Raw genomic sequence first — 26,619 nt, 5'->3', positions numbered from 1 at the left:
GGCTGGCAACGGCGGGCTGGCTACGGCGCGGGCTGGCAGCGTGGACAGAAGTAGATGTCCCGTTCCTCTGTTCCGTCGGGGCCTGCCAGGAGGCCGCGTCGAACCGTGGTGCCGCAACGCCTGCAAGGCTGGCGTTCCCTGCCGTAAACCCAGTAGCCGGGCCGCATGGCGCGCGGTCCCAAGGTCGTCCGGCGGCCAGGTCCAAGGTTTTCACCCAAAAGACGTTTGGCGTCGTTCACCGTTTTGGCGAGGTCGGGCACTTCACCCACCGGCAGTGCGGGGTGGATGCCGGAGAGGAAGCACGCTTCGCAGCGGTAAATGTTGCCGATGCCTGCAAGCTTCCTCTGGTCCAACAAAGCAAAACCTACTGTGACCTCCGGTTCGGCGCGGAGCCTGCGGAGTGCTTCTTCTTCGTCCCAATCGGGACCAAGGAGATCCGGGCCGAGGTGTCCGACGATCTTTTCTTCCTCCGCCGTCGGCACAACTTCCAGGATGCCCAGCGAGAACCCCACCGCGTCAGCCTCGGCCGTGCGCAGGACGCACCGTGCCGTGTGGCCGGGCTTGGTCCAACGACCACCCGGTGGGTAGATCATCCAGTTGCCCTCCATCTTGAGGTGGGAATGGATGGTCAGTTCCCGGGGCTTCCTGCTGGCACCGGGCGCCTCGTCAGCGGGCCCAACGAGACGCATGAGCAGGTGCTTGCCCCGGGGGACCACTTCCTTCATGGTCCAACCCGACAGGTTGAGGGTGGCGAAGCGCGGCACACGGAAGTCCGACGCCGTGATGACATGCCCGGCCAAAGCTTCGTTCAACCGTGACGCGGCCCGCCAAATGGAATCGCCTTCAGGCACGGATCCGCAGTCCCTTCGGAGTTGAGTATGCGCCTGCCGCCGCCAGGGCAACTGCGATGGGTGTTTCCAGGAGATCGTGGCCATTGACCTTCTCCATGAAGAGTTTGTCCACTGCTCCCCGCCGCACCACGTCCACCAACGCCTGGGCGGCAACCGTCAGCACTCCCTCGTCCTGGCTGAAAGTGAGCAGCGTCTTACCGCCGCGTTCCACGTAAAGGACCAGCGCGCCGTCGACCATGACCACCAGCGCCCCGGCTTTTCGCCCCGGGCGGTGGCCGGACCCGGCGTCGACGGACAGCGCCGGCCAGGGGAGCGCGGCACCGTAGGGGTTGGCTGGATCCGTGGCGGCAAGTGCCAGCGCGGACGGTTCCGCCTTGGAAATGCGGGCATCTTCTGTGAACGAGCGCAGGCGGTCCACGGTGGCGGGGACCGCGAACTGGGCAGCCCCCAGATGCTCGATGAAGTAGCCTCGGCGGCATCGCCCGGCTTCCTCAAGCCGTGCAAGGACTTTGTACATGAGCCCAAAGCCGCCCAGGATGTTCTCAGCCATCACCGAACCGCGGGTTACGACGCCGTACCTGTCCAGCAGCAGCTCAGCCGTGCCCCGGGCATGGATGGTGGGGTCCAGCTCCGGCGCAGGCAACGCGGACCAGCGGCCGACCGCGGAAGGCGGCGCGGGCGCAATGCCGCCCGTCACCGAACCGTAGCGGCCCCCGGTGAGGCCTGGAGATCCCAGCAGTCCCGTCCCGTGGGAACGGCCGAGCCTGCTCATGCGTGGTGCCCGCGCCCTCGGCGCCTTGGCGACCTGGCGGTGGGCTGTTTTCCCGCCGGCAATCATGGCACGGACGGGGGCGAATGTATCTCCAGTTACCCGCCCGGCCCAGACAAGGTCCCACAGCGCGGTCACCACGGCGTCATCGCTGAGCACCGTATCCATGCCACCAGCGACGTCCGTGAGTTGCCGGAAGAAGTAGCCGCCGCCCGCGCTGAAGTGCTCAAGGAGGCGCTGTTGGGCATCCCCCGGTTCGAAATCGGGAGAAGGATTGAGGGTCAGCTCCGCGGAGTCGGCAACGTGGAGGCTGATCCAGCCGTCGTTACCGGGCAGGGACCCGGCTCCGGACCAGAGGAGCTCCCCGGCGGCCATCAGTTCGTCCAGCATGGCAGGCTTGTAATCCGCCACCCGGCTCGCGAGTACCAACGGTTCCCACGCCGACGCCGGAATGGGCACGCCGGACAGCTGGTCCACTGCCGTGATGATTCCATCCAGCCCGCGCAACGCCTGGCTGCGGGACTTGCCCGGGGTGGTCACGTTTTGCCACTCGGGAAGGAACCGCCCGTAAGCGGCCGTGTCCACTGGTTCCACTTCGGCGCGCAGCGCAGCCAGTGACCGCCGGCGCAGTTTCCGCAGGACCTCGGCATCACACCATTCGCTCGCGGGAGGTGCATCGACGGACATGAGCTCGGGATCCGTTGCTTCGACGGCCTGCGGTTCGGCCACCGCATGCGGACGGAACTCGCCTTCCACAACGCGGCCATCGCCGGCCAATCGCTTCAGCGCGCCATTGACGACCGCAACCCCCAGCCCCAGCCGTGTGGCAGCCTCGGCCGCAGTAAACGGTCCGTGGGTGCGGGCATACCGTGAAACGAGATCGCCCAGAGGATCGTGGACCGGCTCGATGAACGCCAGGGGTACACCCATGGGCAACGGGACGCCAATAGCGTCACGCAGCCGGGCAGCGTCCTCCACCGCAGCAAAGCGCTCGACGCCGCCAATGGTCACCTTGAGCGCGCGATTAGCTTTCTGGAGTGCAGCGAGGTGATGGCCGGCATCAGTAACAGTGCCATGTGGTGCTGCCGCGGGGGCTTCCTCGATGTGGTCAGGATCCTCGGGGTCCGTTGCCTGGTCCAGAGCCGCCTGCAGGGAAGGTTCGGGCTGTTCCTGTCCTTGAAGCCGTTCCGCCACTTCCTCGACACTGAGGGGGCCAAGCAGGCGCAACAGATCAGCGACGCCCTCCATGCCACGAACCCGCCTGTCAGGCAGAAGCCGTTGCAACTCCAGCTCGGTCCGGTCAATGACGGACGCGTCCAGGAGTTCACGGAGTTCCACCCGCCCTAGGAGCTCATTGAGGAGGGTGGAGTCCAGTGCCAGGGCAGCGGCCCGCCGTTCGGCGAGCGGTGAATCGCCCTCGTAAAGGAACTGGGCCACGTAGCCAAACAGGAGGGACTTGGCGAACGGGGAAGGCTGCTGCGTGGTCGTTTCCACGATCCTGAGCTCGCGGCGCTCCACCGATGCCGCAATGTCTTTGAGCGCGGGCAGATCGTAAACATCCTGCAGGCACTCGCGGACTGCTTCGAGCACGATAGGGAAGGAAGGGTATTTCTTGGCGACATCCAGCAGTTGTGCAGAACGCTGGCGCTGCTGCCACAGCGGTTGCCGTTTGGCAGGGTTCTGGCGCGGCAACAGCAGAGCCCGGGCTGCGCATTCCCGGAACCGGGAAGCGAACAGGGCACTGCCGCCCACTTCGGTGGTGACGATCTGCTCGAGTTCGTCGGGATCGAACAGGAACAGGTCCGCCCCGGGTGGTTCGTCCTCCATCATGGGGACGCGCAGCACAATGCCGTCGTCCGCTGCCATGGCCGAACCATCCAGGCCGTACCGCTGCTGCAGGCGTTGACCCACGGCGAGTGCCCACGGCGCATGAACGGGCATCCCGAACGGGCTATGGAGGACAACACGCCAGTCTCCAAGTTCGTCATGGAAGCGTTCCACCACCAACGTACGGTCGCTGGGGACGATTTCCGTGGCTTCCTTTTGCTCCCTTAAGTACTGCAGGAGGTTGCTGGCAGCGAAGGCATCCAGCCCGCTGGCCTGGCAGCGTTCCATTGCGGGCGCCTGGTCGGCAGCTGAAAGTTCACGGATGAACGCGCCCAGTGCGCGGCCCAGGTCCACGGGGCGGCCCAGCGAGTCACCCTTCCAAAAGGGCAGCTTGCCGGGCTGTCCGAAAGCGGGCGAGACCAGTACGCGATCGTGGGTGATGTCCTCGATCTTCCAACTGGTGGCACCCAGGGCGAAGACGTCGCCCACCCGGGATTCATAAACCATTTCTTCGTCGAGTTCCCCGACGCGGCGTCCGCCCTTCGCAGCACGGGCCGAAGCAGTGGGCTCACTTCCGTCCGCGCTGCCGGAGGAGGAGGACCCCTCAACCTCGGTGCCGATGATGTACACACCGAACAGCCCACGGTCCGGGATGGTGCCACCTGAAGTAACGGCAAGGCGCTGGGCGCCAGGCCTACCCTCAATGGTCCCGGCGTGACGGTCCCAAATGATGCGCGGCCGGAGTTCGGCAAATTCGTCGGAGGGATAACGTCCAGCCAACAGGTCCAGCGTTGCTTCGAAAGCGGAGCGGGGAAGGCTCGCGAACGGCGCAGACCGACGCACTGTGCTGAACCAGTCCTCCACGTCGATGCTGCCCAGGGCGGTGGCCGCAACTGTCTGCTGGGCGAGGATGTCGAGGGGGTTGGCCGGAATGCTCAAACGCTCGATCTGGCCACTGAGCATGCGTTCCACGGTGACGCTGGTATGCAGGAGGTCCGCGCGGTGCTTGGGGAAGAGCACGCCCTCCGAAATTTCGCCCACCTGGTGCCCGGCGCGGCCGACACGCTGGAGGCCGCTGGCCACCGAGGGCGGTGATTCCACCTGGATGACCAAGTCCACGGCGCCCATGTCGATTCCAAGCTCCAACGACGACGTGGCCACAACGCAGCGCAGCCTCCCGGATTTGAGGTCGTCCTCGATCATGGCCCGCTGGTCCTTGGATACCGAGCCGTGGTGTGCGCGGGCCAGGACGGGGTCCGCGCCGGTGGTGCTGCCTGCTTGCGCCATCATGTGGGCGGGAGTCGCTGTGGATGCCGGCACCGCGGGGGCGTCGTCCGGTGCCGCCCACGCTCCGCCTCCCACTGCCATGAGCTGGCGCTCGGCGTAAATTTCGTTCAGCCTGGCCGTTAGCCGCTCCGAGAGCCTGCGGGAATTGGCAAAGACAATGGTGGACTGTTTGGACAGGACCAGATCCACGATCTGTTCCTCCACATGCGGCCAGATGGAGGCCTGCGGCTGAAGGCCCGAGGCCGGACCTGAGTCGAACGCCCCTGCCGCACCCTGCAGGTCCGACATGTCCTCTACAGGCACTGTGACCGTCAGGTTCCAGTTTTTCTTGGACGGAGGTGCCACGATCTCCACGGGCGCCTGACCCGCAAGGAACTGTGCCACCAACTCGCGGGGTTGGACCGTCGCAGAGAGGCCAATGCGCTGTGCGGGCTTGGGCAGCAGCGCGTCCAGCCGTTCAAGCGATACCGCCAAGTGCGCACCGCGCTTGGTTCCGGCAACAGCGTGAACCTCATCAATGATGATGGTGTCCACTTCGCTGAGCGTTTCCCTGGCCCGGGACGTCAGCATCAGGAAGAGGGATTCCGGAGTCGTGATCAGGATGTCCGGCGGGTTGGTCAGCAGCGTTCGGCGATCTGCCGCCGTCGTATCACCGGAGCGGACCCCGACAGTCACCAGCGGCGCCGGAAGCCCCAGCCTCTTGGCGGTCTGGGTGATGCCGATCAACGGGGCCCGGAGGTTGCGCTCGACGTCGACGCCCAAGGCCTTCAGCGGTGAGATGTAGAGGACACGGGTCTTGGTTTTGGGGCGCTTGGCGCGGCCTTTGCCGTTGGCTGGAACCGTTTCGAGCCCAGGCAGCGTATCCGTCGGCTTGGCATGCAGCTGGTCCAACGCCCACAGGAAGGCGGCGAGGGTTTTGCCGGAGCCAGTAGGTGCCACCACCAAAGCGTGGGAGCCGGAGGAGATCGCATTCCAAGCCCCATCCTGCGCGGGCGTGGGCTCGGAAAAGGCGCCTAGGAACCATTCCCTGGTTGCTTGGCTGAAACGGCTGATGGCGCCCTGCGACGCCTGCGGCTCCTGCATTCCTCCATCATGCCCCACGGCTCCGACAGAATAAGCCGGAGCCGCCGGAAGATGATCAGACTGCTTGGAATGCGGTGACCGTCAGGAGCTTGATACCAGCGTTGCTGCACGCATCGTGCGGTTCGGCCACGAACAAGGACGCAGTGTCGTTGGGCGGGTAGATACGGAATCCTGCCGCCGAAACCCGGGTGCAGTCGCCGTAATTGCCGGCCTGTGTGTAACGGATTTCTGCCCACGCAGACTTGCCCGGAGCCAGCTCAATCCTGGTGACGGGGGTGGTGGTTTCACGCGCCGCAGGCTCGCCGATCGGATCACCGCTGGCGTCTGCGGTCAGGGAAACACCGGCAAAACCCTCCAGGACGCAGTTAGTAGCGCCGGAGTTTGTCAGGATCAGTTTTTCGTAGACACTGCCTGCTGCTCCGCCGCCGGTTGCATCGGTTGTTGCAGTGAGCGATGCTGCCTTGCACAGCGCGGGAGCTGCGGGTGCGGCGGATGTGGCGGTCGCCGAGGGCGACGGCGTCGTCGTCGCTGTTTGGGAGGGCGTGGACGATGCCGACGCCGACGGTGTTGCGCTGGTGGGCGGGGCGCTGCTGGATCCCGCGGGGCTGGGGCTGGGCCCACAGGCCGCAAGGAGCAGCAATGATGCGGCTGCCGTCGTCGTCACAAGTCCGGTTTTGATGCGCTGAGTCCACATGGGCACCAGCCTTGCTTTGGCCGTCACGTGAGTCAATTCAGCCACGGCCAAGAGCACGGATTGGCGTCCGGATCGTGATATTCCGGACGCCAACCCGTGGGGGCACTACTTGGTGTCGGCCTTGACCGCGGCCGGCTTCGCCGAACGGCTGCGGAAGAAGGCAGCCCCGCCCAGGCCGAGTCCGGCAATGCCTGCGATCAGGCCCGCCCAGCTGCGGGCCTGCGAACCGTCATCGGATACTGCAGATGCTTGTTCGGTGGAGACGGCGGGTGCCGCGTGGTGGTCTCCTGCGGCATCGGCGGCCGTGATGGTGACAGAGGGCGCGGGAGCCTTGAGCTCGTGCTCATCCTGGCCCTCTTTGGCGATTTCCGACCAGTCCGTCTGCCCCTGCTCACAGGTCTGGAGCGTGGGGAAGTAGATCGTCTTGCCTGCTGCATCCGGCAACTTCACTGACAAAACCAAGGCGTCACGCAGGTGTGGGTCCAAGGGGGTCTTGGCGGTGTAGACAATCTGGCTTGTGCGCTTGGTGATGGTGGTGCCGTCGTCCAGTTTCTTGGGCTCCGCGAGGGTTTCGCTGACCTTTTCGACCGTCCAGTTGGGATTCACAGTGGGCTGGGCGTCGGTCAATTCCTGGGGCAGGTTGATGGTTACCTTGGTGGTGGGGGAGGTGTCGCAGCCATGGGGAATGCCGAACGTCACCAGCGCGTACGAGTTGGCAGCGGTCTTGTTCGGATCGGCGGAAACGTGTGCGGATGCTCCCGCGAGGCCAGCCATCATCAGGGCGGCGGTTCCGCCGGCTACGGCGGTTGCGGACAGGGTACGACGGAGCGAGGACGTCTTCATGGGATTGCCTTTCGGGTGCGCTGTATAAGGCGCGGGGGTACGGGTATGGGGCCCGTCACCATGCAAGGCTTGTGCACGCTTTGCAGCGTTGGTGCCGGGCGGAACTAGGAAAGCGCGACGACGGCGGGCGGCCCGCGTCTGCTGTCTTGCCTGAGGTTCCGCCAAGGGCGGGGAATGAATATGGCAGGCGCGCCGACGGCGATCGGCGACGCTCCGGCGTCGGGCCTGAACACCAAGGTGGGCAGCGCGAGCAGTGGCCGCAACCATGCGGCCAGCTGCCAAAGCGCATCCTCGCCCTTGGCCAGCAGGATCGCGGAGCCTACGACGGCAGCAACGTGTGCCATCAGCATCAGGACACCAAACGTGCCGCTGAGTTCATGGACGTGGGCTGATGCAATGTCCAAAGCTGGGGGCGGGGTTTCCGCGCCGAGGTGGTGGCTGGTTCCTGGTGCTGCCGCCACGATCGGCCCGAGGGCCGTGAAGGCCTCGTGGAGCGCGAGTTGGCCCGCGCCCAAAAGCGTGACCAGGGTGACGACGTTGAGTTTGAACCGCGTGGCCAATGTGGCGGCCAATGCTGTCAGCGCGATAAGCGCGATCAGGACCGGGGCCGTGGGGAGTTCTCCGCCACCTGCGACGTGCGCTCCGGCTGCCAACAGGACAATCACCAAGGAGATGATGCCCGACCGGAATGCATGGAAGGGCGCCCGGGTCTGCGATGTGCGCACGGGTCCTCCCTCCATATTCTCTCATCGCCGGCGTTGTCAGCGTCTTGATTCTATCGGGAGTTCGGAACCACCTTGGAACCGGATGGGTTGCTATGTGGACAACGGTGCCGAAGGGTTGGATCTCGCGGCTTTAGGGGCTCTGAAAGTCGCGGGAACTAACCCCTCGCGCGTCGAACAAACGTGGGTTGGGGAGGTTCGGGTATGTCCGTGGCCAAACCGGAACGCCGACGGCGGAGCTCCAGTTTCAGGCTCTCCTCGCCGCGCGCCATGGCCCAGTGATGGTTCGCCGAGAAAGCCGGTTTGAGGAGCCAACTGAGCCGGCGAAGAAGGGGCTTGGCCGTGCTGACCCGCCAGTCGTAGGTGATCACAACTTCCGGTCCGTCGGCCTCGAAAGTCCAGCGGCCGGTGCCATTGAGGTCTCCTGCGGCCGTGAGTGCGAAGCCGTCGATTGTGACTGGTTCAGTAACAGTGAGCCGCCAACGCAACGTGTAGGGGAGCCAGCCCTTGGTGTGGAGATCGTAAGACGCCCCAACGCCGTCGGGTCCACCCGGAGTCAACGGCGTCACGTTGAGGTAGACAGCGGGCCACCATTGTTTGAGCGTCGCGGCGTTGCCGAGCACGTCCAGTACTTCCTCGCGGGTCCCCGCCACCCGCCAGACTGTGACGAATTCATAGTCGGTGCTTTTGCTTGTTCGTTGCGGTGACTTGGCCATGGTTGCCTCCATTCCCATGGTAGCGAGGGGTTGGATCTCGTGGCATTGGTTGGCTTAAAAGTCTTGAGGGCCAACCCCTCACGTGCAAGCTAGTCCCCGGCGTTCTCCCGGGACGTAATGCCGAACGGCGCTGACTGTAGCTCCGTGAAGTTCCCAACACTGGCCCGCACGGTGCACTGCGGGGTGATCTGCAGGGCTGTGACCGTGAGCCCCGAACTGTCTACGGCCAGCGCGCCGCCGCAGCCGTCGGCGAATCGCAGGCCCTTCTCCCCACCGGTCACTGCTGCGAGCATCTGGGACGGTTTGCCCGACGAAGGACTCACATAGAGCGGGTTCAACTCGTCGGCACCGCCCGCCCATACGGGAACCAGGGTGATTTTCAACGGGCTCGGCGTCACAACCCGGGCAGGCGTGCGCACCTCTACGCCCTTGAGGCGTTGCACGGGGTAAGCCGTGCCCTTTACGGCCGGATCCTGGGTCGCGGCTTTGGTTGCCTCGGAACCTGAGCGCAGCCACGCATCGAGTGACTTTTGGTCCGAGGGTGCCACCGGTACCTTGGCGGTTGCCTGGATGGATCCACCTGCGGGGATCTCCACGCCCGAAAGCTTCCACCCGCACTCTACGTCCACGCCGCTGATGGAGGCTTGGTTCCGGCTCACTGCAGCACCATCCCACGTGGCAGCCGGGCAGGTATCCTCCGCCAGCCCCGGGATGACCTCAAGGAATTCACCGGACAGGGGTGCTTTCTGCGCCGAGTAGGACACCGTCAAACGGACCTGCCCGGAGGACGGTGCATACGTGGCGCTTCGTGAAATGGTGAGACCGGTTGGCAGCGCCGGGTCCTGCAGCTGAGCGGAGAGTTGTTGGCCTTGAACCGCAGGTGCTGCCTGCTGGGCTGTGGGGGACAAGAGGAAGAAACCAGCCACCATCGCCACGATCAACAGGACTGCACCGCCTGCAAGAAGCAGCGCTTTGCGGGTGCGCCAGAAAGGAGTCGCGTCAGGGGCTTCGGACCGTTCGACGGCGGTGGACGGCACCTCGTCCCGGCGTGGCATGGGCCGGACGATCGTGGCGTTGCCCGCTTGGCCGAGTTCCGGGGTTGCGGCATCGAGGCTGGAGGGAGGCGCAGTTGCCAAGGCTTCAAGATCGTCATCGGTAAATGCCCCACGCACCACCGTGGCGTGACGTTCGACGTCGTCGAATTCCTCGGGTGCCTCCCCACGGGGGATCGGTTTGATTCCGGCAAGGCGGGGCGCCAGGCGCCGGAGGGTCGCCGCGGCTTCGTGGGCTGTGGGGCGCTGGTCAGGATCCTTGGCCAACAACCGCTCAAGGACACCCCACAGGGCATCCTCCACCGGAATCCGCGGTGGCCGCGACGAGACGTGTCGGTAGGCGACGGTGAAGTCTGTACCAGGACCGGCGAAGGGAGTCCGGCCGGCGAGGAGTTCGTAAAGCAGAACCCCCGTGGAGTACACATCGCCCAGGGGCCCGGAACGGCCTTGGCTGATGAGTTCGGGCGGCATGTATTGGGGTGTGCCGATCAGGCCGGTCGATTGACGGATCTTCTCGCCCACGACGTCGGATATACCGAAGTCGGAAACCCGCACATCCCCGGACCCACACTCGGACCACGGCCTCGTGAGAAGCACATTGTCAGGCTTGATATCCCGGTGCGTGACACCTCGCGAGTGGGCAAACGCCAGGGCATCGAAGATCTCGGCTGCGACGTTCACGGCGTTTTGGGGAGGCAGCGGTCCGGCGTCCCTAACCACGTCGCGCAGCGAGCCGCCGGCGACGTAGTCCATGACGATGGCGAGCCGTTCACCTTCAACCACCATGTCGCGGACCGTGACGATGTGGGAGTCCTGCAGGCCGAGCAACACCGATCGCTCGCGGACGAACCGCTCCACCAGGGAGGGGTCATCGGCGTGCTCGGGACGCAGGACCTTCGCTGCCAAGGTCCGGCCGTCCGTGGAGGTGACCGTCCAGACCTCGCCCACCGCGCCGGAGCCCACCCGCTCTCCGAATCGGTAGGAGGCTCCCAACGCCTGACCAGTTTGTGCCATCTGCATGTCTGTACCCTCCCTAGCTGCCCGGGCTTATCGACTGGATCAGCGACATCTGCCCGCCCACCCCTAAGTACCCGCGTCCGGCGCTCAATGCTACGGGCGCCTTTCGCGGAAGAGTGGCACCCAGCAGTTCGCCGTCGTAATTGACGTCCGGCTGGAGAAGCACGCCCAGCCGGGACTTGCGGATGGACTTGGTCCAGTGGCTGTACAGTCCGCGGAGGTCGGCGGCACGACCTGAAGCAATGATGCAGAGCCCCGGAAGTCCGGAGGCCACGATTCCCGCGATGGACTGATCGGTGTCCTCGAACCGCTCGGCGTCGTCGATCAACAAAAACACGGGGGCGCGCTCGATCCGCAGGGAAGCCAGCAACGCCGGAATCTCGTCCGTCCCCACGGCTGTACGGTCCAGATCAGCACTGGCCAACGGTGAGCGGCGGTCGCAGATAGCCCAGACCTGCGCGGGTCCCCGGGAGGTGGCCGCGCCCCGGATAGCATCGGCCAAGGCGAGGAGCAGGGTGGATTTTCCCGAACGGGCCGGTCCGGCGATCAGGGCATGCTCACCCTCGTAGATTTCCAGGAAGGCAGGGGCCAGGTCCGTTTCGCGGATTCCCACCGGGATGTGCCAAGGCTCAGTTTCGAGTTGTGGTTTCACGCCCAGATCGGCCATGGTGACGTCGGTGGGCAGGCTCCTGATGGCCGTGGTCTTGGCGGGTGCGTCCCCCCAGATCTGCCGCACACGGTCCACGGCCGCCTCCAGGCCGATTTCGGGCGTTGCAACATGCATTTGCAAGGACGTACGAGGGTCCACGCACCGTCCGGGGAGCGCCGCGGGAACGTTCTTCGCCCGGACGCCCAGCGAGGAGTAGTCGTAGTTGTCGGCGAGCCGGAACAGCCACTTCTGCAGGGTGACCTCGTTCATGACAGAGGGAACGGCCTTGGCACGGGTAGTGGTCACAGCAAAGGACAACCCGAGGGCCGGCCCGTCCGCGTACGCCCGGTACAACAGGCCCAGGAGCTGCTGCCCTTCAAAGTCCTGGAACTCATCGCGCAGGGATGCCAGGCCGTCAATCAGCACGACGGTCCGGCGATGCGTACCCGGCGCTGCCCTTCGGCTCTCCAATTCAGTGTTCAGGTGCCGCAGGAAGCGCGCTTGTTGCTCCTTGGCACCGGCGCCGGTTCCCACATATGCCACCGCGTGGGGCAGGCGCTTCAGTGATTCGAGGTCCCCGGATCCCATGTCCAGGATCATCAGGTCAAGATCTGCCGGATCGGCGTCCTTGGCAAGGGCAAGGGCGATGGACGCGAGGGTGGTGCTGGTACCGGAGCCGGCAACGCCCATCAGCATCAAATTCCCAACGGACATGTCCCACCCGGCCGCGGACTGACGCTGCAGCTCCGGCTCATCCAGAAGGGTGACCAGGACGCTGGACCCTTGCACCTGCCCGACCCTTGGAAGGTCAACGGTTCCAGTCTCTGCCGCAGCGGTGTCCGCCATGAAACCTTCCAGCTCAACGCGTTCGCCCAATGCCTCCGGCCAGACCTGGCGGGGAGGGGCGTAGCCGGCCTCAGCGTTCGCTTCGACAACGGCGTCGATCAGGAGGTCCAGGTCGTTCTCGTCCGCGGCAGCGGACCGGGCAAGTGCCGGTGCGGGCGCGGGGACGCCGAACTGCCGGATGTCCCGGACGTCGACGGCGGGACCGCCGTCGAGCTGCGCCTGTCCGGTGACCAGTGCGGTCTGGACGGGCGTGATGTCGTCCTGGCCAAGCTTCACGAAGGCGCGCCCCATCTGTGCCCGGCCAATGGCGGACGCGGCGGGTACTCCGATGACGTTGTTGGAGTCATCGCGGCTCTGGACACGCAACGCCACGCGGAGGTTGGTGTTGGCGAGGATGTCATCGCTCACCACACCGGCCGGACGCTGGGTGGCCAGGATCATGTGGACGCCCAAGGTGCGGCCCACTGCGCCAATGCTGACAAGCGCAGTGAGCACATCCGGGAATTCCTTGGCCAGCATCGCGAACTCATCGACTACCAGCAGCAGGCGGGGCATCGGCTCGGCCGGGTTCGTCGCCAGGTAGGCACTGAGGTTATCGATCCCCTCGCCTGCCTCCGCAAAAACCCGTTGGCGGCGCTCCATCTCCGCTTCCAAGGCGATCAGGGCCCGGTCTGCGAGTTGCTCATCCAGGTTGGAAATGGTTCCGATGGTGTGGGGGAGGCGTTCGCAGGCTTTGAAAGCGGCGCCACCCTTGAAGTCGACCAGGATGAAGTTCAATCGGGTTGGATCGTTGCGGGCGGCGAGACCGGCTACAAGGGAGCGCAGGAATTCGGATTTGCCGGAGCCGGTGGTGCCGCCCACCAGACCGTGCGGGCCGTCTTTGACGAGGTCCAGGGTCAGGGGCCCGTTTTCCCCGGTGCCGATAGGTGTGGAAACGCCCGAGGGTGCCTGCCATAAACGGCGCACCGTGGCTGCGTCGGGACGTTCGTAGCCCAAGAGCCCGGGCAGCCGAACCAACGAGGGCAGGGAGGCGCCGGGGACGCTGAGCTCGGGGTCGTCAAAATGTGCCAGGCGGGTAGCGCATCGCAGGGCCTCTTCCTGGTCGAGGCCCGCCAGGATGACGTCCTCCACGCGGGTCAGGTCCTCGGGCTGGTCCACCCTTGCTGCGGCGTCGGCACCTACCCTGATGATGGTGGTGCAGGAGGCAGGCAGTTGCTCCTCGGACGTCGCGATGACGATTCCAGCCACGCGGGGCGGGCGCTTCTGAGGGTTGACGTGGCCGCCGGGAACGGAGCGGCCCATGCCGAGCAACGCACGGGCCGGAGCATCCCTGCCCTCGGTCAGCACATCGGAATCCAGTACCACCATGAGCGCCGGGGTGGGCAGTTCCTCCACGGAATCCTTAAGTGTCCGCAACATGGCAAGGCTGGTTTCACGATTCGCTGACATCCAGCGCTCGCCGGTGCTGCTGCCCGTTTGGCGTGTGTGCGGGAGCCAGGAGGCCCATTCCCATTCGTCGGCCCGTCCGGCGTCGCAAAACACACCTATCGTCAGGTCTGCCGGACCAACATGCACCGCGGCCTGGGCCACCAGGGAGCGGGCCAGTGCCAGTGCTCCATCCCGTGAACCAACAATGCCCACCACGCCGGCGTCGGTCAGGTCCACCAGCACAGGGGCGGCCAGCAGCCTCGCGGCCGAAAGTGTTTCCTTGACCTTTTCGTCCGGGCGCGAGCCCGCGGCCCGATCAACTTCCGGCTTCCATGGCACGTCACCCGTACCTGCATGCAAGGCCAGGAAGTCATCCGAGTCGGCACGGCGCTGCCACAGAGACGTGGCCGGAAGGGCCGGACGCCGAACCACTGTTGCAGGATCGGGGACCATCCGGTGGCGTCGTGCAGTTTCCACTTCTGCGGCTTTGCGGATCTGCTGCTCAAATTCCTTGAGGGCACCATCGAAGCGCTCTGCCTCTTCCTTGAGGCCGCGGGCGTGGCGGCGCTTCTGCTCAAACCACATGCCCACCGCCATCACCGGGCTAAGCATGGCAAACATGGCGAAGCGCATGTCCCTGAGGATCATGACCATCGCGACCGCCATGACCAACGGAGCCAGCACAGTGATGTAACTGAATTTATTCGCCGGCGGTACGTCCTTGCGGGCCGGGGGAACCAACGGATCGCCGGCCGGGGCGCGCCCGGGGCGCGGTGGCCTGTTGAACGGGGCCGTTGATGCGGGCGTCAGGTTATGCAGGCTGCCGGGGGCGGGAGCGGGCGTCTCTTCCAACGCCGGGCGGAGGAGCAGGACCGTCCCGCCTGCCGTAATGGTGGCCGTTTGCGTGACAAGGACTCCGTCCTCGCCTACAGGTTCCCCATTGACCAATGTGCCGTTGGTGGAGCCGCCATCCAGCACCCGAAGCGCGTCATCTTCTTCGCGGTGGATCCGGAAGTGATCCCACGACGCGCTTTCGGTGGGGAGACTGAGGTCAGCCTGGGGCGACCTGCCGATCAGCATGTCCCGGTTCCGTGGAACGTCCACCATGCCACCCGTCCGCTGACCGCCGGCCAGCGTCAGGGTCCAACCGCGGACACGCTGCGGCACCGGCCACGGCGCACGGGAGATCCGACTGCCTTCCAGCAGAATCAGCTCGGACAGTGGCGTCGCACCACGCACCTCTGATTCATTGACAAACACCGGCTCATCAGGAGCAACCCGTGGTCCGCCGGCGGCCTCCACGAGGTCGGACAACGTGGTGGCGGGCGCGGCACGGGCAACCTCGCACTCGAATCGACGATCGTCCAGGTCGATCAGCACACGCACCGGGAGCTCCTCCTGTAGTGGTTGGTTAAGGGTTGGCTGGTGCCGGTACCCAGACGAGCCGCGGCGCCTTCTCGTCCGCCGGACGAAGACCCAGATCCTGGGGAGAGGCGTAGACCGGAGTTGCTTCAGCGGCCAGCGCCTGCGATCGCGTGAAGTCCAGGTCCGGTCCGGCAAGGCCTTCCCCGGGACCGAAGGACAGGGTGCTCAGCGACGCTGCGACCTTCGACGGTTCCTTGCTCCCGGCCAGTGCACCTGCCCGGACCAGGGCCACGATCGCGTCATGGCTGCGCGCATCAGCGGCCCAGGCGTCTGCAGAGAACGGGTTGTCGTCCGTCAGGTTCTTGATCTCCGGATTCCCTGTGGCCAACCTTATGCCGGAAAGGAAAGCGGACATTCCGCGTCCCTGCGCGTCCTGCTGGAGGGCGATTGCGTCGCCCGTCGGTGCAGCTACGCCGATCAGCTGACCGGAAGCTGTGCCGTCCAGCTCGGAAAGCACGGACGCGAACGCGGGGCTGGTGGCGCCGTCGGGAAGCACCAGCGGCACTGACACATCACGTGACTGCAGGGCCTGGACCAGCTTCGCCAAACGCTGCGGCGTTGCCGCTGACACCACGACGGCGTCTGCCGGGTTGGCTGTCCGGATGCCTTCAGCGCCTGCCGGCGCATCCTTCGACGGCGGACGGAGCTGGTCGCCTGTACGGATCGCCGCTTCCTGGGCCAGGCCAGCCACGTCGGGGAAGCCCTCAAGTGCCAGTGTGTCGGCGACGGCGACGGACGCGGGGACCGCGCCGCCGTCGTTGACCAACAACACCCGGTTCTTGCCGTTCAGGGCTTTTTGGAGGGCGCCCTCCACCGAGGCTGCTGTCGGCGCGGTGGTCCAGGTTGTTTGTCCCGGTTCGGACGGCTGTGCGTACGGCAGGATCACCGGGACACCCCGCTCCTCGGCCGCTTTTGCAGCCGCAACGGCCTGCGGACCTGTGCCCGCCACGACGACGCCGGATACTCCCTGATCCGCCAACGCGAGGACGGCGGCGCGGGCGCCGTCCTCCGTGCCGCGGTCATTCTGGGTTGGGAGGGCGACTTTCGCGCCACTCTGGCCGAAACGCTGAGCTGCAACCACCGCGCCCTGTGCTGCGCGGTTATATTCGGTGCCGGGCTCACCGGACTGACCGAAGGTCATGACGACGCCGATCGAAAAGTCTGACGGCAGGCCGTCAGCCTTCAGCGCCACGGGAACCGTGGCGGCAACAGGATCGGGCCGCGGCGCCTCCGCCGGGCGGTTCAGCGTCAGGGTCAGGACCACGGCGGCAGCAACCACGACGGCGACTCCCGCAGCGATCAGGGCGAGGAGACGGTTCCGGGGGCTCATGCCGCGCCACCGATCTTCAGTGTGTACAGGGTCTGGGAGGTCGCACCTTCGGGAACCTCGAGTTTGAACGGTGGCAGTTCGTCCATGGCAGTGAGAGAGGCTTTGAACTGTGCCTGCCGAAGCAGGAGGCCCGCGACATCGCGTGAACGGATGTTGGCGTAGCCTTCTGCGTTTTGGGAGGCCAAGGCCAACTGGAAGTCGGCGGTGTCCGCTTTCGCCGCGCTGGTGGCCATGGAGCCGAGCAAACCTGATCCGTTCACTGAGCGGTCGCCAAGATCCAGCATCACTTTGTTGAGGCTGGAGGCCAGAAGGGCGCTGGCGCCTTCAACGTCCCGGGTGGAGCCTGCCGTGCTGGAGGCGATGTTGTCCAAGGAGGCCTGGGTGCTCTTGGACACCGCGGCCGCGAGTTCACCGCTCTGTCCCAACAACTCGTCCCGCTGCTTGTTGACGGTTCCCTCGGCATCCTTCACAACGTCATCCGAGGTGGTCTTCAGCCCTGAAATGGACCGGTTGAACGCGGTCGTGACGGCCTCGGAGCTGGCGTCCCCGATTTCGGCAACCTGGCGCACCTGTTCGCCCACGGTTTTGTAGACCTCTGCGGCGGTTTCAGCCGAAACGTCGCGGAGTGACTCTTTGATTTTGTCGCCGAGCATGTCCTGCTGCTCTTTCAACTTCGCAAGCGCCGTTGTCACGGAGCCGGAGGAGTCGATCGCTTTGGCGAGGGCAGCGTCCAGGGACTCAAGTCCCTTTTTGGTGCCGTTGACGCTTCCGGTTGCGGCGCCGTCGAGCGTCTTGACTGCTGACCTGACGGCTTCGAGCTTGGTATCGGCATCGTCGAAAGTGGTCCCCAGGGCTGTGAATGCCTGGCCAATCGCCTGGTCAGCAGCGGTGGTATCGGTGGCTGCAAGGACTTCGTCCCAGGCAGCTGACTGGCCCTCCAGCCGGACGTCAAGGGGTTCCTTGAAGCCGGGGGGCGTGTTCAGCTCGGGTGAAGGATTGCCGTTTGCATCGGTGGGTTCGCAGGGAACCGAAGTCAGGTAGGAGCGCAGGCGCTCAACGTCCTTGGCAGAGAGCTTGCCCTTGCCGGGGATGAGGCCGTTGTCAGACAGCTTGCAGAGTTCATCAGCCAGTTTTTGGTTCTGCTGGAGCATGGAGCCATTCAGCCACGATCCTTGTCCCAGTTCGCCCTTGGCCGTTTTGGCACGTGTGGCGATGGCGAGCAATTTTTGCCTGAGGGTATCAACGCTGTTTTGGGCCGCTGTGGCAGCTTTACGGGTCGCGGTTGCAGAGTCAGTGGACGACTTGATCGCCGCCTCCAGCGCCGCGAGTGCCTTGCTGTAATCCTGGGACGTCCCGGAGCCGTCAAGCATCGCACCGAGGTCGGCGCGCACCTTTTCAAGTGCGACGGCGGAACTCGCCTGGTCTTTGATCGCGCCTTCAATGACCTGCGGCTGAAGGCCGGAAACCAGTTCGTCGCCCTTCTGCACCAAGCCCAGAAGAGCACCGGTGACAGTCACGGCCGAACCGTAGAGTGAACACGTCATGGAACCCTGTGCTGCGCACTCCGCTTGGCTCGGGTTTTCGGGACCCATGGTGGCTTTGAGGGCGCTGGCTACCGTGTCCCGGCAACTTGCGCTGACCTTCGCGTAGGCATCCAGTTGTGAAGACATGGTGAGGACGCTGGAGTACACCGTGGCCGCGGGCGCTGCCTTGGCCACTTCAGCGGTGCAACCGTCCCCGGTGATGGGGGCTACCGGGGGTGTGGCGGAGGTGTCGCCAAGCATCGCGTCCACGGCAGAGACCGTCAGCTTCAGCTGGGACATGGTGGTGGATTGGGTGGCGTTGGTTGATGCCTCAAGGTCCGAGCCCAGAACCTTCAGTTGCTGCTTCAGGTCCTTCATTGTCCCGGCCAGGGCCTGTGAGTTGTCGCGGAGCTCGCCCGCTGTCTTGGCTCCGAGGGTTTGGGACGTTGCCTGCAGGTTGCGACGGACCTCGGTGATGGTGGATCCGGCCTTCGCCAGGACCGTGTTGACGTCCGATACCACCGAGATGGTGCGCCGTTGAAGTTCCATCTCCGAACCCGAACCCGAGGAAAACGCGCTGGCAAGTACTCCGTTGGCACTGAGGTCCGTGTTCAGGCCCGGCTGCACGGCCACATCGATTTCGGGAACCTGGAAGTCTTTCACGTCCGCGGCGAGACGCAGCGTGGTGCTGGCACCGGAGCGTGGGGGAGCGAGGACCGTGGCCCATTGGACGACGGTGGCGCCATCCTCGGTGCTGCTCAGGACACCGTTGGTTCCTGTGGTGCCATCGGCAGAGCCCGGAGTGACGTCATCCGCCCGGAGGCCCGGCAGTTTCGTCGATGCGGCGACGGTCAGTGGCGCGCCCACCAGGGCGGTGTCGGAACGGGCCTGGCCTGCGGCGTCGTACTGGATGGTCTGTGGCTTGACGGTGAGGTTCTCGAGCGTCAGATTGATCTCCACCGGACCGGTGTGGCCCTTGAGCTCGGCGAGGTCGGAGCCCGACTTCTCTCCGGCGCGGTATTGCAGGCTCACACGGACCGGCAGTTCGCCCACCACTTGGGCGGCGTCATAAGTGGCGTTCTCCGCGGAGGATTCCCCCGTCGCAGAGACCGAGATGGTGGTGCCTTCTACCGTGTGCACTCCGGCGGCCGAGGACAGGCCTACGCGGACGCTCTGCAGGAGCTTGACGGGGTTCTCTACCGGCTCGGGCTTGGGCGTCGGGGTGCATGATGTCGTCGCGATCATTCCGAGGGCAAGCAATGCGATGCCAAGAGCGCGACCCGGAGGGATGCGACGCCCCGGGTTGTACTGGTTAAAACTAGCCTGCCTGGGCATGGATCGTCCCCCTCATTCCGTTCACGGTGCCTTGAGTATCATACGGGGTTGCGCTGACGAATGGACTAATCGGTGTCCCTGGGCATCACTGCAGGTTACGCAGCCCTGTTCGTTTCCACAGGTTGTTTGTCTGGTTGTTGGATTTATTGGATGGTGTTGGTAGTTTGGTGGCGTCTGTTGCCGGGCTTTGGGTCTGGTTGTGAAGCGATTGTTCTTATTGGGAGGGAAGTTCTATGTCGCGTGTGTTGTCTACTGAGCAGGCCAAGGCTGCTATTGGTCAGGTGCAGTCGATTATTACTGGTGGTTTTACGGATCAGATTTCGGCGTTGGATGCGCAGGGTCGTGTGTTGTCGGATCCGAATGTGTGGGATGGTCCGTTGGCTGCTGAGTTCCGTGGTTCGACGTGGCCGGAGACGAAGGCTGCGTTGGATAAGGCCAAGGAGGAGTTGGAGCAGTTGCGGGGTCAGTTGCAGAAGATTTCGCAGGATATTTTCTCTGCTGGTGGCGGGGCCTGATTTTGTAGTTCGTTGGTGTGGGGGCCGGGTGATCGTGCCACGTTGATGCGTGGCGTGGTTGCCCGGCCGTTGCGCTGTGTGGTGGTGGTGCTGGTTTTGGTGCCGTGCCTGTGTGGTGTGGTTTTGGTGGGTTTGTTGGTTGTGTTCGCGTTCTTGTTCTGTGGGGGGCTGTGGTTGTGACCGAGTTCGTTGAGATGCCGTTGTTGCCTGATTCCGATGCTGGTCATGGTGGCCGGTTTGTGTATGGGGTTGCTGAGTCGGTGAAGGGTGCTTTTGAGTCCGCAGCGTCGCGGGTTTTGGAGCACTCGGGTTCGCGGGGCCCGTTGGTGACAGGGGCGGGGGAGGATTTCCGGGGGCATTTTTCGGAGGTGTTCGCGGCCAATGCGGCCACGGCGTCACGGGACGCGGAGTCCCTGGCCGCGGCGTTGCGGACGGTGGCCGGGTATGTGGGGACGATGATTTCGGCGGCGCGGGACGAGGATGACCGGCGTCGGCAGAACAACGAGTGGGTGCGTCGGCATAACAACCGGAACTGGTTCGAGGAGAGCTGGGACAACCTTTGGGGTGAGGAAGCCCGGCCGAACATGGAGCCCGGCAGCGCGCCGTCGTTCCCTTCTCAGTCCCCGGGTTCTGGGTCCCGGGACACCCCGGGCCCGGGCGGCGGGTACGGGGGCGGTGTGTCCTCGGCGCGTCCGGAGTCGTTGCGTTCGTTCGCTGCGGGTTCGCGTGGCCTGGATGAGGGTGTTTCTTCGGTTCCGGGGTCCTTGGAGGGAGAGTTGTCTTCGTTCGCGGGGCAGTGTTCCTGGGGCCGGATTGATGCTGCGGGTGTGGTGACGGCGTTCCGGGAGTATTTGCGGTTGAACGAGGCGGACGCGGCGTGGGCGGTGGTGGTCGCGGACGCGTTCGCTGCCGCCGGCAGCGAGGGCGCGGTCTCGACCCTGTCGGACGCGGCGGTGAACGAGGCGTTGGCCGCGGCCGGGGTGTCCGGGACCCGGACCGGCCTGGTGATTGACCCGCCCACCGCGGCCGGGGCAATGCCCTCGAGCGGGTATGCGAATGATCCGGTGAACACGGCCACGGGGAACTTCATCGAACCCGAAACCGATTTGGGGTTCGCTGGGGCGGGAGCTGACCTGGCGGTGACCCGGATGTATAACTCCCTCGGCTCCGGCCTGGAGACCCCGGGGGTGTTTGGTCCGGGTTGGGTGTCGGTGTTGGACCAGCACCTGGCCTTCTCCGATGAACGGTGCCGGTGGGTGCTTGCTGACGGCCGGGCGGTGGACTTCCCCCGCGAGGGTACGGGCTGGGCCCGTGCAGTCGGGGAGAACTACTGGCTGACCCGGGAGCCGGTCACGGAACCGTGGTTGGCGGAGCTGACCTCCATCCCTGCGGGTGTGTCTGAGGTGTTGGTCGTGGCCGATAACCAGGGCGCCTGGTGGGCTTACACGACCGGCGGGGTGTGGCTCGGGACCGGGGCAGGACCCGGCCGGACCATCTCCGCCCACCGCGAAGCAGCGGCTTCGCCGGATGCGGAGGCAGCGGTCGACGGCGGTGGGTCGGGTGTGGTGTGCCGGTTGGTGCATGTGCGGGGCCGGTTCGTGGAGATCGACTACGTCGACGGGCTGGTCGGGGTGGTCCGTTCATCGGATGGGCGCCGGGTCCAGTACGGGTACGACGCCGAGGGTCGGCTGACCAGTGTGGGCACGGAGACCGGTACGAGGGTGTATCGGTGGAACGACCAGGGTCTTATCGCCTCGGTGGTGTCTGCTGCGGGCGTGGTGGAGGCCGAGAACACGTATGACGAGGCCGGCCGGGTGGTTTTGCAGGTCACACAGCATGGGCGGCGGACGAGGTTCGCGTATTTACCGGGCCGGGTCACGGTGGTCTCCGATGAGGACGGGTCCCGGTCCAACTCCTGGGTTGCTGATGGCAAGGGCCGTCTGGTGGGGGTGCTGGACGCGGAGGACCGGCGCCAGTCCATGTCCTATGACGCGCATTCGAATCTGGTGTCTTTGACTGAGCGTGACGGGGCGGTCACGGTCCACGGTTACGACACCCGCGGACGGAAGATTCGCACGGTGACCCCGGAAGGCGCGGACCTGAGCTACGGGTGGGACGGGCAGGACCGTATCACCACCTTGGTCACCGCGTCCGGCGCGACCGTGACGTATGAGTACGCCGATGAAGTCTCGCGGGACCCCTCTGTGGTGGTGGATCCGTTGGGTGGCCGGACCGAGCTGGAATGGCGGGACGGGCTGCTGGAACGGGTGACGGACCCGGTCGGGGTCACTATTGGGTTTGAGTACGACGGGTTCGGGGACCTGACCGCGACCCGGAACGCCGCAGGGGACACCGCGAGGATTGTGCGGGACCGGGCCGGGAGGCCGGTCAGCGCGGTGAGCCCGTCGGGGGCGGTGACCCGGTTCAGTTATGACGCTGCGGGGGTGTTGGTGCGGCGGGTGGATCCGGATGGGGCGGTGTGGTCTTTCGAGCATGACACCGCGGGCCGGATCACCGCAATGGTTGCCCCGGATGGGGGCCGGACGGTGTTTGAGTATGCCCCCAACGGTGAACTGTCCCGCACCACGGACCCGCTCGGCCGGGTCGTGGAGCGGGTGGTTGATGAGCTGGGGAACCTCACCGCGGCGGTGTTGCCGGACGGGGCGTCGTGGGGCTTCACTCATGACAACCTTTCCCGGCTCACCGGGATCACGGACCCTGCCGGGCATGACTGGGTGCGGGAGTACGACACGGTCGGTGCCCTGAGTGCTGTGGTCGATCCGACCGGGGTCCGGACCGGGGCGGTCACGGACCGGAGGGCCGGGACCGCGTCGCTGACCGAGGCCTTCAGCACCACCGCGTTCAGTTTTGATGAGTACGGCCGCCCGACCCGGGTTGAGTCCGTGGACGGGTCCGCGGAGCTGGTGTCTTATGACGCGGCGGGGAACCCGGTCGAGTTGGTTGATGGTGAGGGCGGGTTGACGGTCCTGGGCCGTGACGCGGCGGGGAAGATCACCTCGATCACCTCCCCGACCGGGGCCGTGACCCGGTACGAGTACGACTCCTGCGGCCGGCCGTGGAAGAGCATTGACCCGGCCGGGGCCCTCACGCAGCTCTCTTACGACCCGGACCAGCGGCTCACGGCGAGGACATTGCCGGGCGGGGAGGTCGAAACGTTCGCCTACGACGCCTGCGGCCGGTTGGCCGCCAGGCACACCCCCGGGGAGGGTACGGCCCGGTACGGGTATGACAAGTGCGGGCGGTTGAGTTTCTCCCAGGATCCCTGGTACGGGACCCGCCGCTTCACCTACAACACCGCCGGGGAACTGGTGGCCACGACGAACGGGGTGGGTGGCAGGACCCGGTTCGAGTACGACACCCGCGGCCGCCTCACGAAGATCACGGACCCCACCGGTGGGGTGACCACCCGCACGTACACGGCCACGGACCAGGTCGAGACGGTCACGGACCCGCTCGGCCGTGTCACGACGGCCAGGTATGACCCGGCCGGGCGGCAGATCTCCCAAACGGACCCGGACGGGCACACGACCACCTGGACCTATGACACGGCCGGACGGGAAGCGACCACCTCGGTGGACGGGACACTGATCGCCGCCATCGAACGAGACCTTCCCGCCCGCAAGGTGGTCATCACCGACCACACCGGCGGGGCCGGGTACGCGGTCGAACACGAACTGTGCTTCGACCGCCGCGGCCTCCTCACCCGAAAGTCCACCGGTGACCAGACACTGACGTGGGAGTACGACGGGGACGGGAACCGGACCGGTTTCACTACCGGTGCCGGGACCGCCCGCTACACCCGCGACCCCGCCGGTAGGGTTGTGAAGGTTTCGAATCCGTTGCTAGGGGACGCCACCTTCACCCACGACCCCTCCGGGCGCATCGTTTCGGCGACCGCCGGGAACTACACCCAGGAATGGGTGTACCGGGACGGGGCACTGGTCGAGCACACCCGCACCACCACCGATGACTCGGGGTCTGCGGATGTGACCCTGATCGGGCGTGAGGACGGCGGAAGGATCACTGCCCTGTCCCGGGGCGGGGTCACCACCCGGTACGGGTACGACACCGCCGGGCAACTCACCACCGCCACCACCACCGAAACAGGAACCACTTCTGCGGTGCCGGGTTCGGTGGTGGGGTGGGAGTACGACGCCGGGGGCCGGCTGGTCCGCGAAACCACCCCCGCCGGGGCCCGCACGTTTGAGTACGACGCCGCAGGCCAGCTACAGTCCGTCACGGAACCTGACGGTTCTGTCACTGAGTACGTGCATGACGGGTTGGGTCGCCGGGTCCGGGTGATCGGGCCGGACGGGTCCTGGACCGAATACGCGTGGGGCCCCACCGGCTACCTCACCGGCACCCTCGAAAAGAACCGTGACGGGGCAGTGGTATCCCGGCACCGGTTGCACGTGGACGCGCTCGGTGAACTCGCAGCCGTGGACGACACCCGGTTGTGGTGGGACACCGCAGCGCCCGTCCCGACTCTCGCCGGTATAGAGACGACCCAGGTGTTGTCCCTGCCCGGCGGTGTCACCGGCATCGGCGACGCTTTCACCGCGCCAGGGTGGCGTGCCGCCCGCCCCACCGACCAACACGACCCCTGGGCCGTCCTCGGCACCCCCACCAACCCCACCCCCGGTAGCCCCACAACAAACGGTGCCGCGTTGGGTGGTGTGTTGCCCGCCGGGATCGCCCTGACCGCCGGTGGCGGGATCGGCATCGCCGGACTGGAATGGCTCGGCGCCAGGGCGTATGACCCGGCCACCCGGGGATTCCTTTCCACCGACCCCCTCGCCCCCGTCCTCGGCGCCGGTTGGGACGGGAACCCCTACGCCTACGCCGGGAACAACCCCCTCAACACCACCGACCCCACCGGCCTGCGACCCCTGACCGACGCGGACCTGAAAGCCTACGACGGCTCCTCCCGCGGCGCCCTCGCCGCAGCAGGAGACTGGTGGAAAGATAACTGGGAATACGTCGCCGCCGGGGCCGCGATCGCTGTGGGGGTGGGGCTGATGTTCACCGGAGTCGGTGGACCCGTTGGAATGGCCCTCGTCGGAGCGGCTGCGGGCGCACTGACATCGGGCGGAGCTTCAGTGATTGTGCAGAAGGCTTCTTCCGGAAAAGTCGACATGGGAAAGGTGTGGCAAGACGCCGCCATTGGCGCTGTCGGCGGTGGGTTCGGCGGTGCCGCGGGCGGTCTTCTGGCCCGTGCTGCGAACGCAACCCGTGTGGCGACATCCATGGGCTCAACGTCGTCTCTCGTGATGAGGACCAACACTGTGCTTGGAAGCACCACAGTCCGGAGCTCATTGTCCGCCGGTGTAGGCGGGTCCGGAAGCAATATGCTGACTTATGCCCTTGACGATAAACAAGATCAGACGATCGGAGGGTACCTCGCAACGGCGGGTACCGGTTTTGTGACTGCTGCGGGAGGTTCTGCAATTTTCAGTAAGCTCGGAACGGCTTGGGCAGATGACGTTGCCGCCCGCTTCCCTAACTGGACGGGGCCAGTATCTACAGGCGGCCATGCTGGTGCTCCCTCGAACTGGGGCTCAATATGGACTGAGCAGTTGGTTAATCGCTTTGGAGGGTCTGCCGTGGGTCTTGTCAACACGGAGTTGCAGCCGGGCGATGCAACGGATCAGGATCGATGGAACGGCGTGGTTCAGGGGTTTACAAATGGCGCTAGCGGTCCATTGAGTGGACGACGGGCTAGTGGCTGGTGACCGGAGAAGGAAATGACATGAGCGAGACCAACGGTAACAGCTCGGCACGGAATGCTGATAGGCCAAAACTGAAGTGGTATTGGAAGTGGCCGGGTATTGTACTTCTCGCCGTTACTGTTTTTTATATGCTGATGCCCGTGTTGGATTCGTTTGCTGTGGAGAGTCTGCAATGCAAAGTCGTTTCTGCCAAGTCGGAGTCGAGCTCGGGTGGTTCCAGAGGATCGGCCACAACGGCAGGCGTTCTTGTTGAGACAGCTGACTGCGGGAGAATCTACATATCAAAGGGGGTGACTTTCGACTCACAAGACGAGGTAGCCGCATCCTTCAGGGCTGGTAGTAGCTACGAGTTTGATCTCGGATGGTTTTCACGAGTCGTAACTAAAGACATCAGGAATGGTATACCCACAGCGCGAGACTATCGGCTGGTGCGCTAACGCTTTTTCAATGCCTGCCTAGGCGGATACGAAAAAACTACAAGTCCGAGGCAACAGCCCGGAGCTAGGTGGCGGTGAGCCGAACAACCGGTTTGTGAGCAACGAAGTATTACTGGAACGGCGTCGTTATACCGGGAATTCTCATGCTGGTTCTGTGCGTCAATAGGACTGAAGAGTATGGTATTTCCGTATGGATTGCTAACGCTCTTGTCGTTATTGCTACTGCCCTTGGCGTTGGATGTGTGACGTATTGGAAATCCAACTTTGCCGCCACGTTAGCGTTTGGGGCCACCATCATCTTAGGCAGTTTAGCCTTCGCCGCTCTTTCTAATTTTATCCCTGTGATTGGCTTGACTGGGGGGGCGCTGTGGACGGGCTGTCCTCTTGGTCTATTGGCTGGACTGACACTGACTGCCGGAGAAGAGCGTTAGCGCGCAGCTGGTGACCGTACTTGTGTTTGGGGGCCCTAAATGGCTTGAGGTGCCAAAAGGAGGGTCGGCGGGGAGGTCTAATGGAAGGA

13 protein-coding genes are annotated in these 26,619 nt (G+C 65.2%); 3 read left to right on the top strand and 10 right to left on the bottom strand.

From position 1 onward, the window contains the following. Window positions 1-20: 20 nt before the first annotated feature. The 10 genes from NEK97_RS13720 to NEK97_RS13675 all read right to left on the bottom strand — a co-directional run bounded on the left by NEK97_RS13720 (window position 21) and on the right by NEK97_RS13675 (window position 19,397). Complete coding sequence (locus tag NEK97_RS13720; protein ID WP_257370424.1) at window positions 21-851, bottom strand: DNA-formamidopyrimidine glycosylase family protein; 831 nt, start codon at window positions 849-851, stop codon at window positions 21-23. Beyond that, window positions 844-5,817 carry a DEAD/DEAH box helicase gene (locus NEK97_RS13715; protein WP_257370423.1) on the bottom strand — a complete coding sequence of 1,658 codons (4,974 nt, stop codon included), beginning with the start codon at window positions 5,815-5,817 and terminating at the stop codon, window positions 844-846. Before NEK97_RS13715 ends, NEK97_RS13720 begins: the two co-directional genes overlap by 8 nt. A gap of 55 nt (window positions 5,818-5,872) precedes the next feature. Continuing rightward, window positions 5,873-6,511 (bottom strand): DUF4232 domain-containing protein, encoded by a 639-nt coding sequence (locus tag NEK97_RS13710; protein ID WP_257370531.1) that lies wholly within the window; start codon window positions 6,509-6,511, stop codon window positions 5,873-5,875. Between the two features lie 105 nt (window positions 6,512-6,616). Next, window positions 6,617-7,354 carry a YcnI family protein gene (locus tag NEK97_RS13705; protein ID WP_257370422.1) on the bottom strand — a complete coding sequence of 246 codons (738 nt, stop codon included), beginning with the start codon at window positions 7,352-7,354 and terminating at the stop codon, window positions 6,617-6,619. A 104-nt stretch (window positions 7,355-7,458) separates the two neighbouring features. After that, a complete protein-coding gene (locus NEK97_RS13700; protein WP_257370421.1) occupies window positions 7,459-8,079 on the bottom strand; it encodes a hypothetical protein in 621 nt (206 codons plus the stop codon). 155 nt (window positions 8,080-8,234) lie between these two features. Then, window positions 8,235-8,792 carry an SRPBCC family protein gene (locus tag NEK97_RS13695; RefSeq protein WP_257370420.1) on the bottom strand — a complete coding sequence of 186 codons (558 nt, stop codon included), beginning with the start codon at window positions 8,790-8,792 and terminating at the stop codon, window positions 8,235-8,237. Window positions 8,793-8,881: 89 nt separating this feature from the next. Then, entirely contained in the window at window positions 8,882-10,858 is a 1,977-nt protein-coding gene (locus NEK97_RS13690) for a serine/threonine-protein kinase (RefSeq protein ID WP_257370419.1), read from the bottom strand. 19 nt (window positions 10,859-10,877) lie between these two features. Then, window positions 10,878-15,170, bottom strand: a complete 4,293-nt coding sequence (locus tag NEK97_RS13685) for an FtsK/SpoIIIE domain-containing protein (RefSeq protein ID WP_257370418.1) — start codon at window positions 15,168-15,170, stop codon at window positions 10,878-10,880. A gap of 25 nt (window positions 15,171-15,195) precedes the next feature. Then, on the bottom strand, window positions 15,196-16,539 hold the full coding sequence (locus tag NEK97_RS13680; protein WP_257370417.1) for a hypothetical protein: 1,344 nt from the start codon (window positions 16,537-16,539) through the stop codon (window positions 15,196-15,198). Then, window positions 16,536-19,397 carry a hypothetical protein gene (locus NEK97_RS13675; RefSeq protein WP_257370416.1) on the bottom strand — a complete coding sequence of 954 codons (2,862 nt, stop codon included), beginning with the start codon at window positions 19,395-19,397 and terminating at the stop codon, window positions 16,536-16,538. The genes NEK97_RS13680 and NEK97_RS13675 overlap by 4 nt, the downstream gene beginning before the upstream one ends. A 233-nt stretch (window positions 19,398-19,630) precedes the next feature. Between NEK97_RS13675 and NEK97_RS13670 the strand changes: the two genes are divergently transcribed. The 3 genes from NEK97_RS13670 to NEK97_RS13660 all read left to right on the top strand — a co-directional run bounded on the left by NEK97_RS13670 (window position 19,631) and on the right by NEK97_RS13660 (window position 26,099). Beyond that, complete coding sequence (locus tag NEK97_RS13670) at window positions 19,631-19,912, top strand: hypothetical protein (protein WP_026547649.1); 282 nt, start codon at window positions 19,631-19,633, stop codon at window positions 19,910-19,912. A gap of 176 nt (window positions 19,913-20,088) precedes the next feature. Beyond that, window positions 20,089-25,665: a DUF6531 domain-containing protein gene (locus tag NEK97_RS13665; RefSeq protein WP_257370415.1), complete on the top strand. Its 5,577-nt coding sequence runs from the start codon at window positions 20,089-20,091 to the stop codon at window positions 25,663-25,665. Window positions 25,666-25,682: 17 nt separating this feature from the next. Next, a complete protein-coding gene (locus tag NEK97_RS13660; protein WP_257370414.1) occupies window positions 25,683-26,099 on the top strand; it encodes a hypothetical protein in 417 nt (138 codons plus the stop codon). Window positions 26,100-26,619 lie beyond the last annotated feature (520 nt).

The sequence above is a fragment of the Paenarthrobacter sp. UW852 genome, from assembly GCF_024608385.1.
GTDB lineage: Bacteria > Actinomycetota > Actinomycetes > Actinomycetales > Micrococcaceae > Arthrobacter.
Note: the sequence above shows the minus strand (reverse complement) of the source record. Positions and strands in the feature narration are given on the sequence as shown.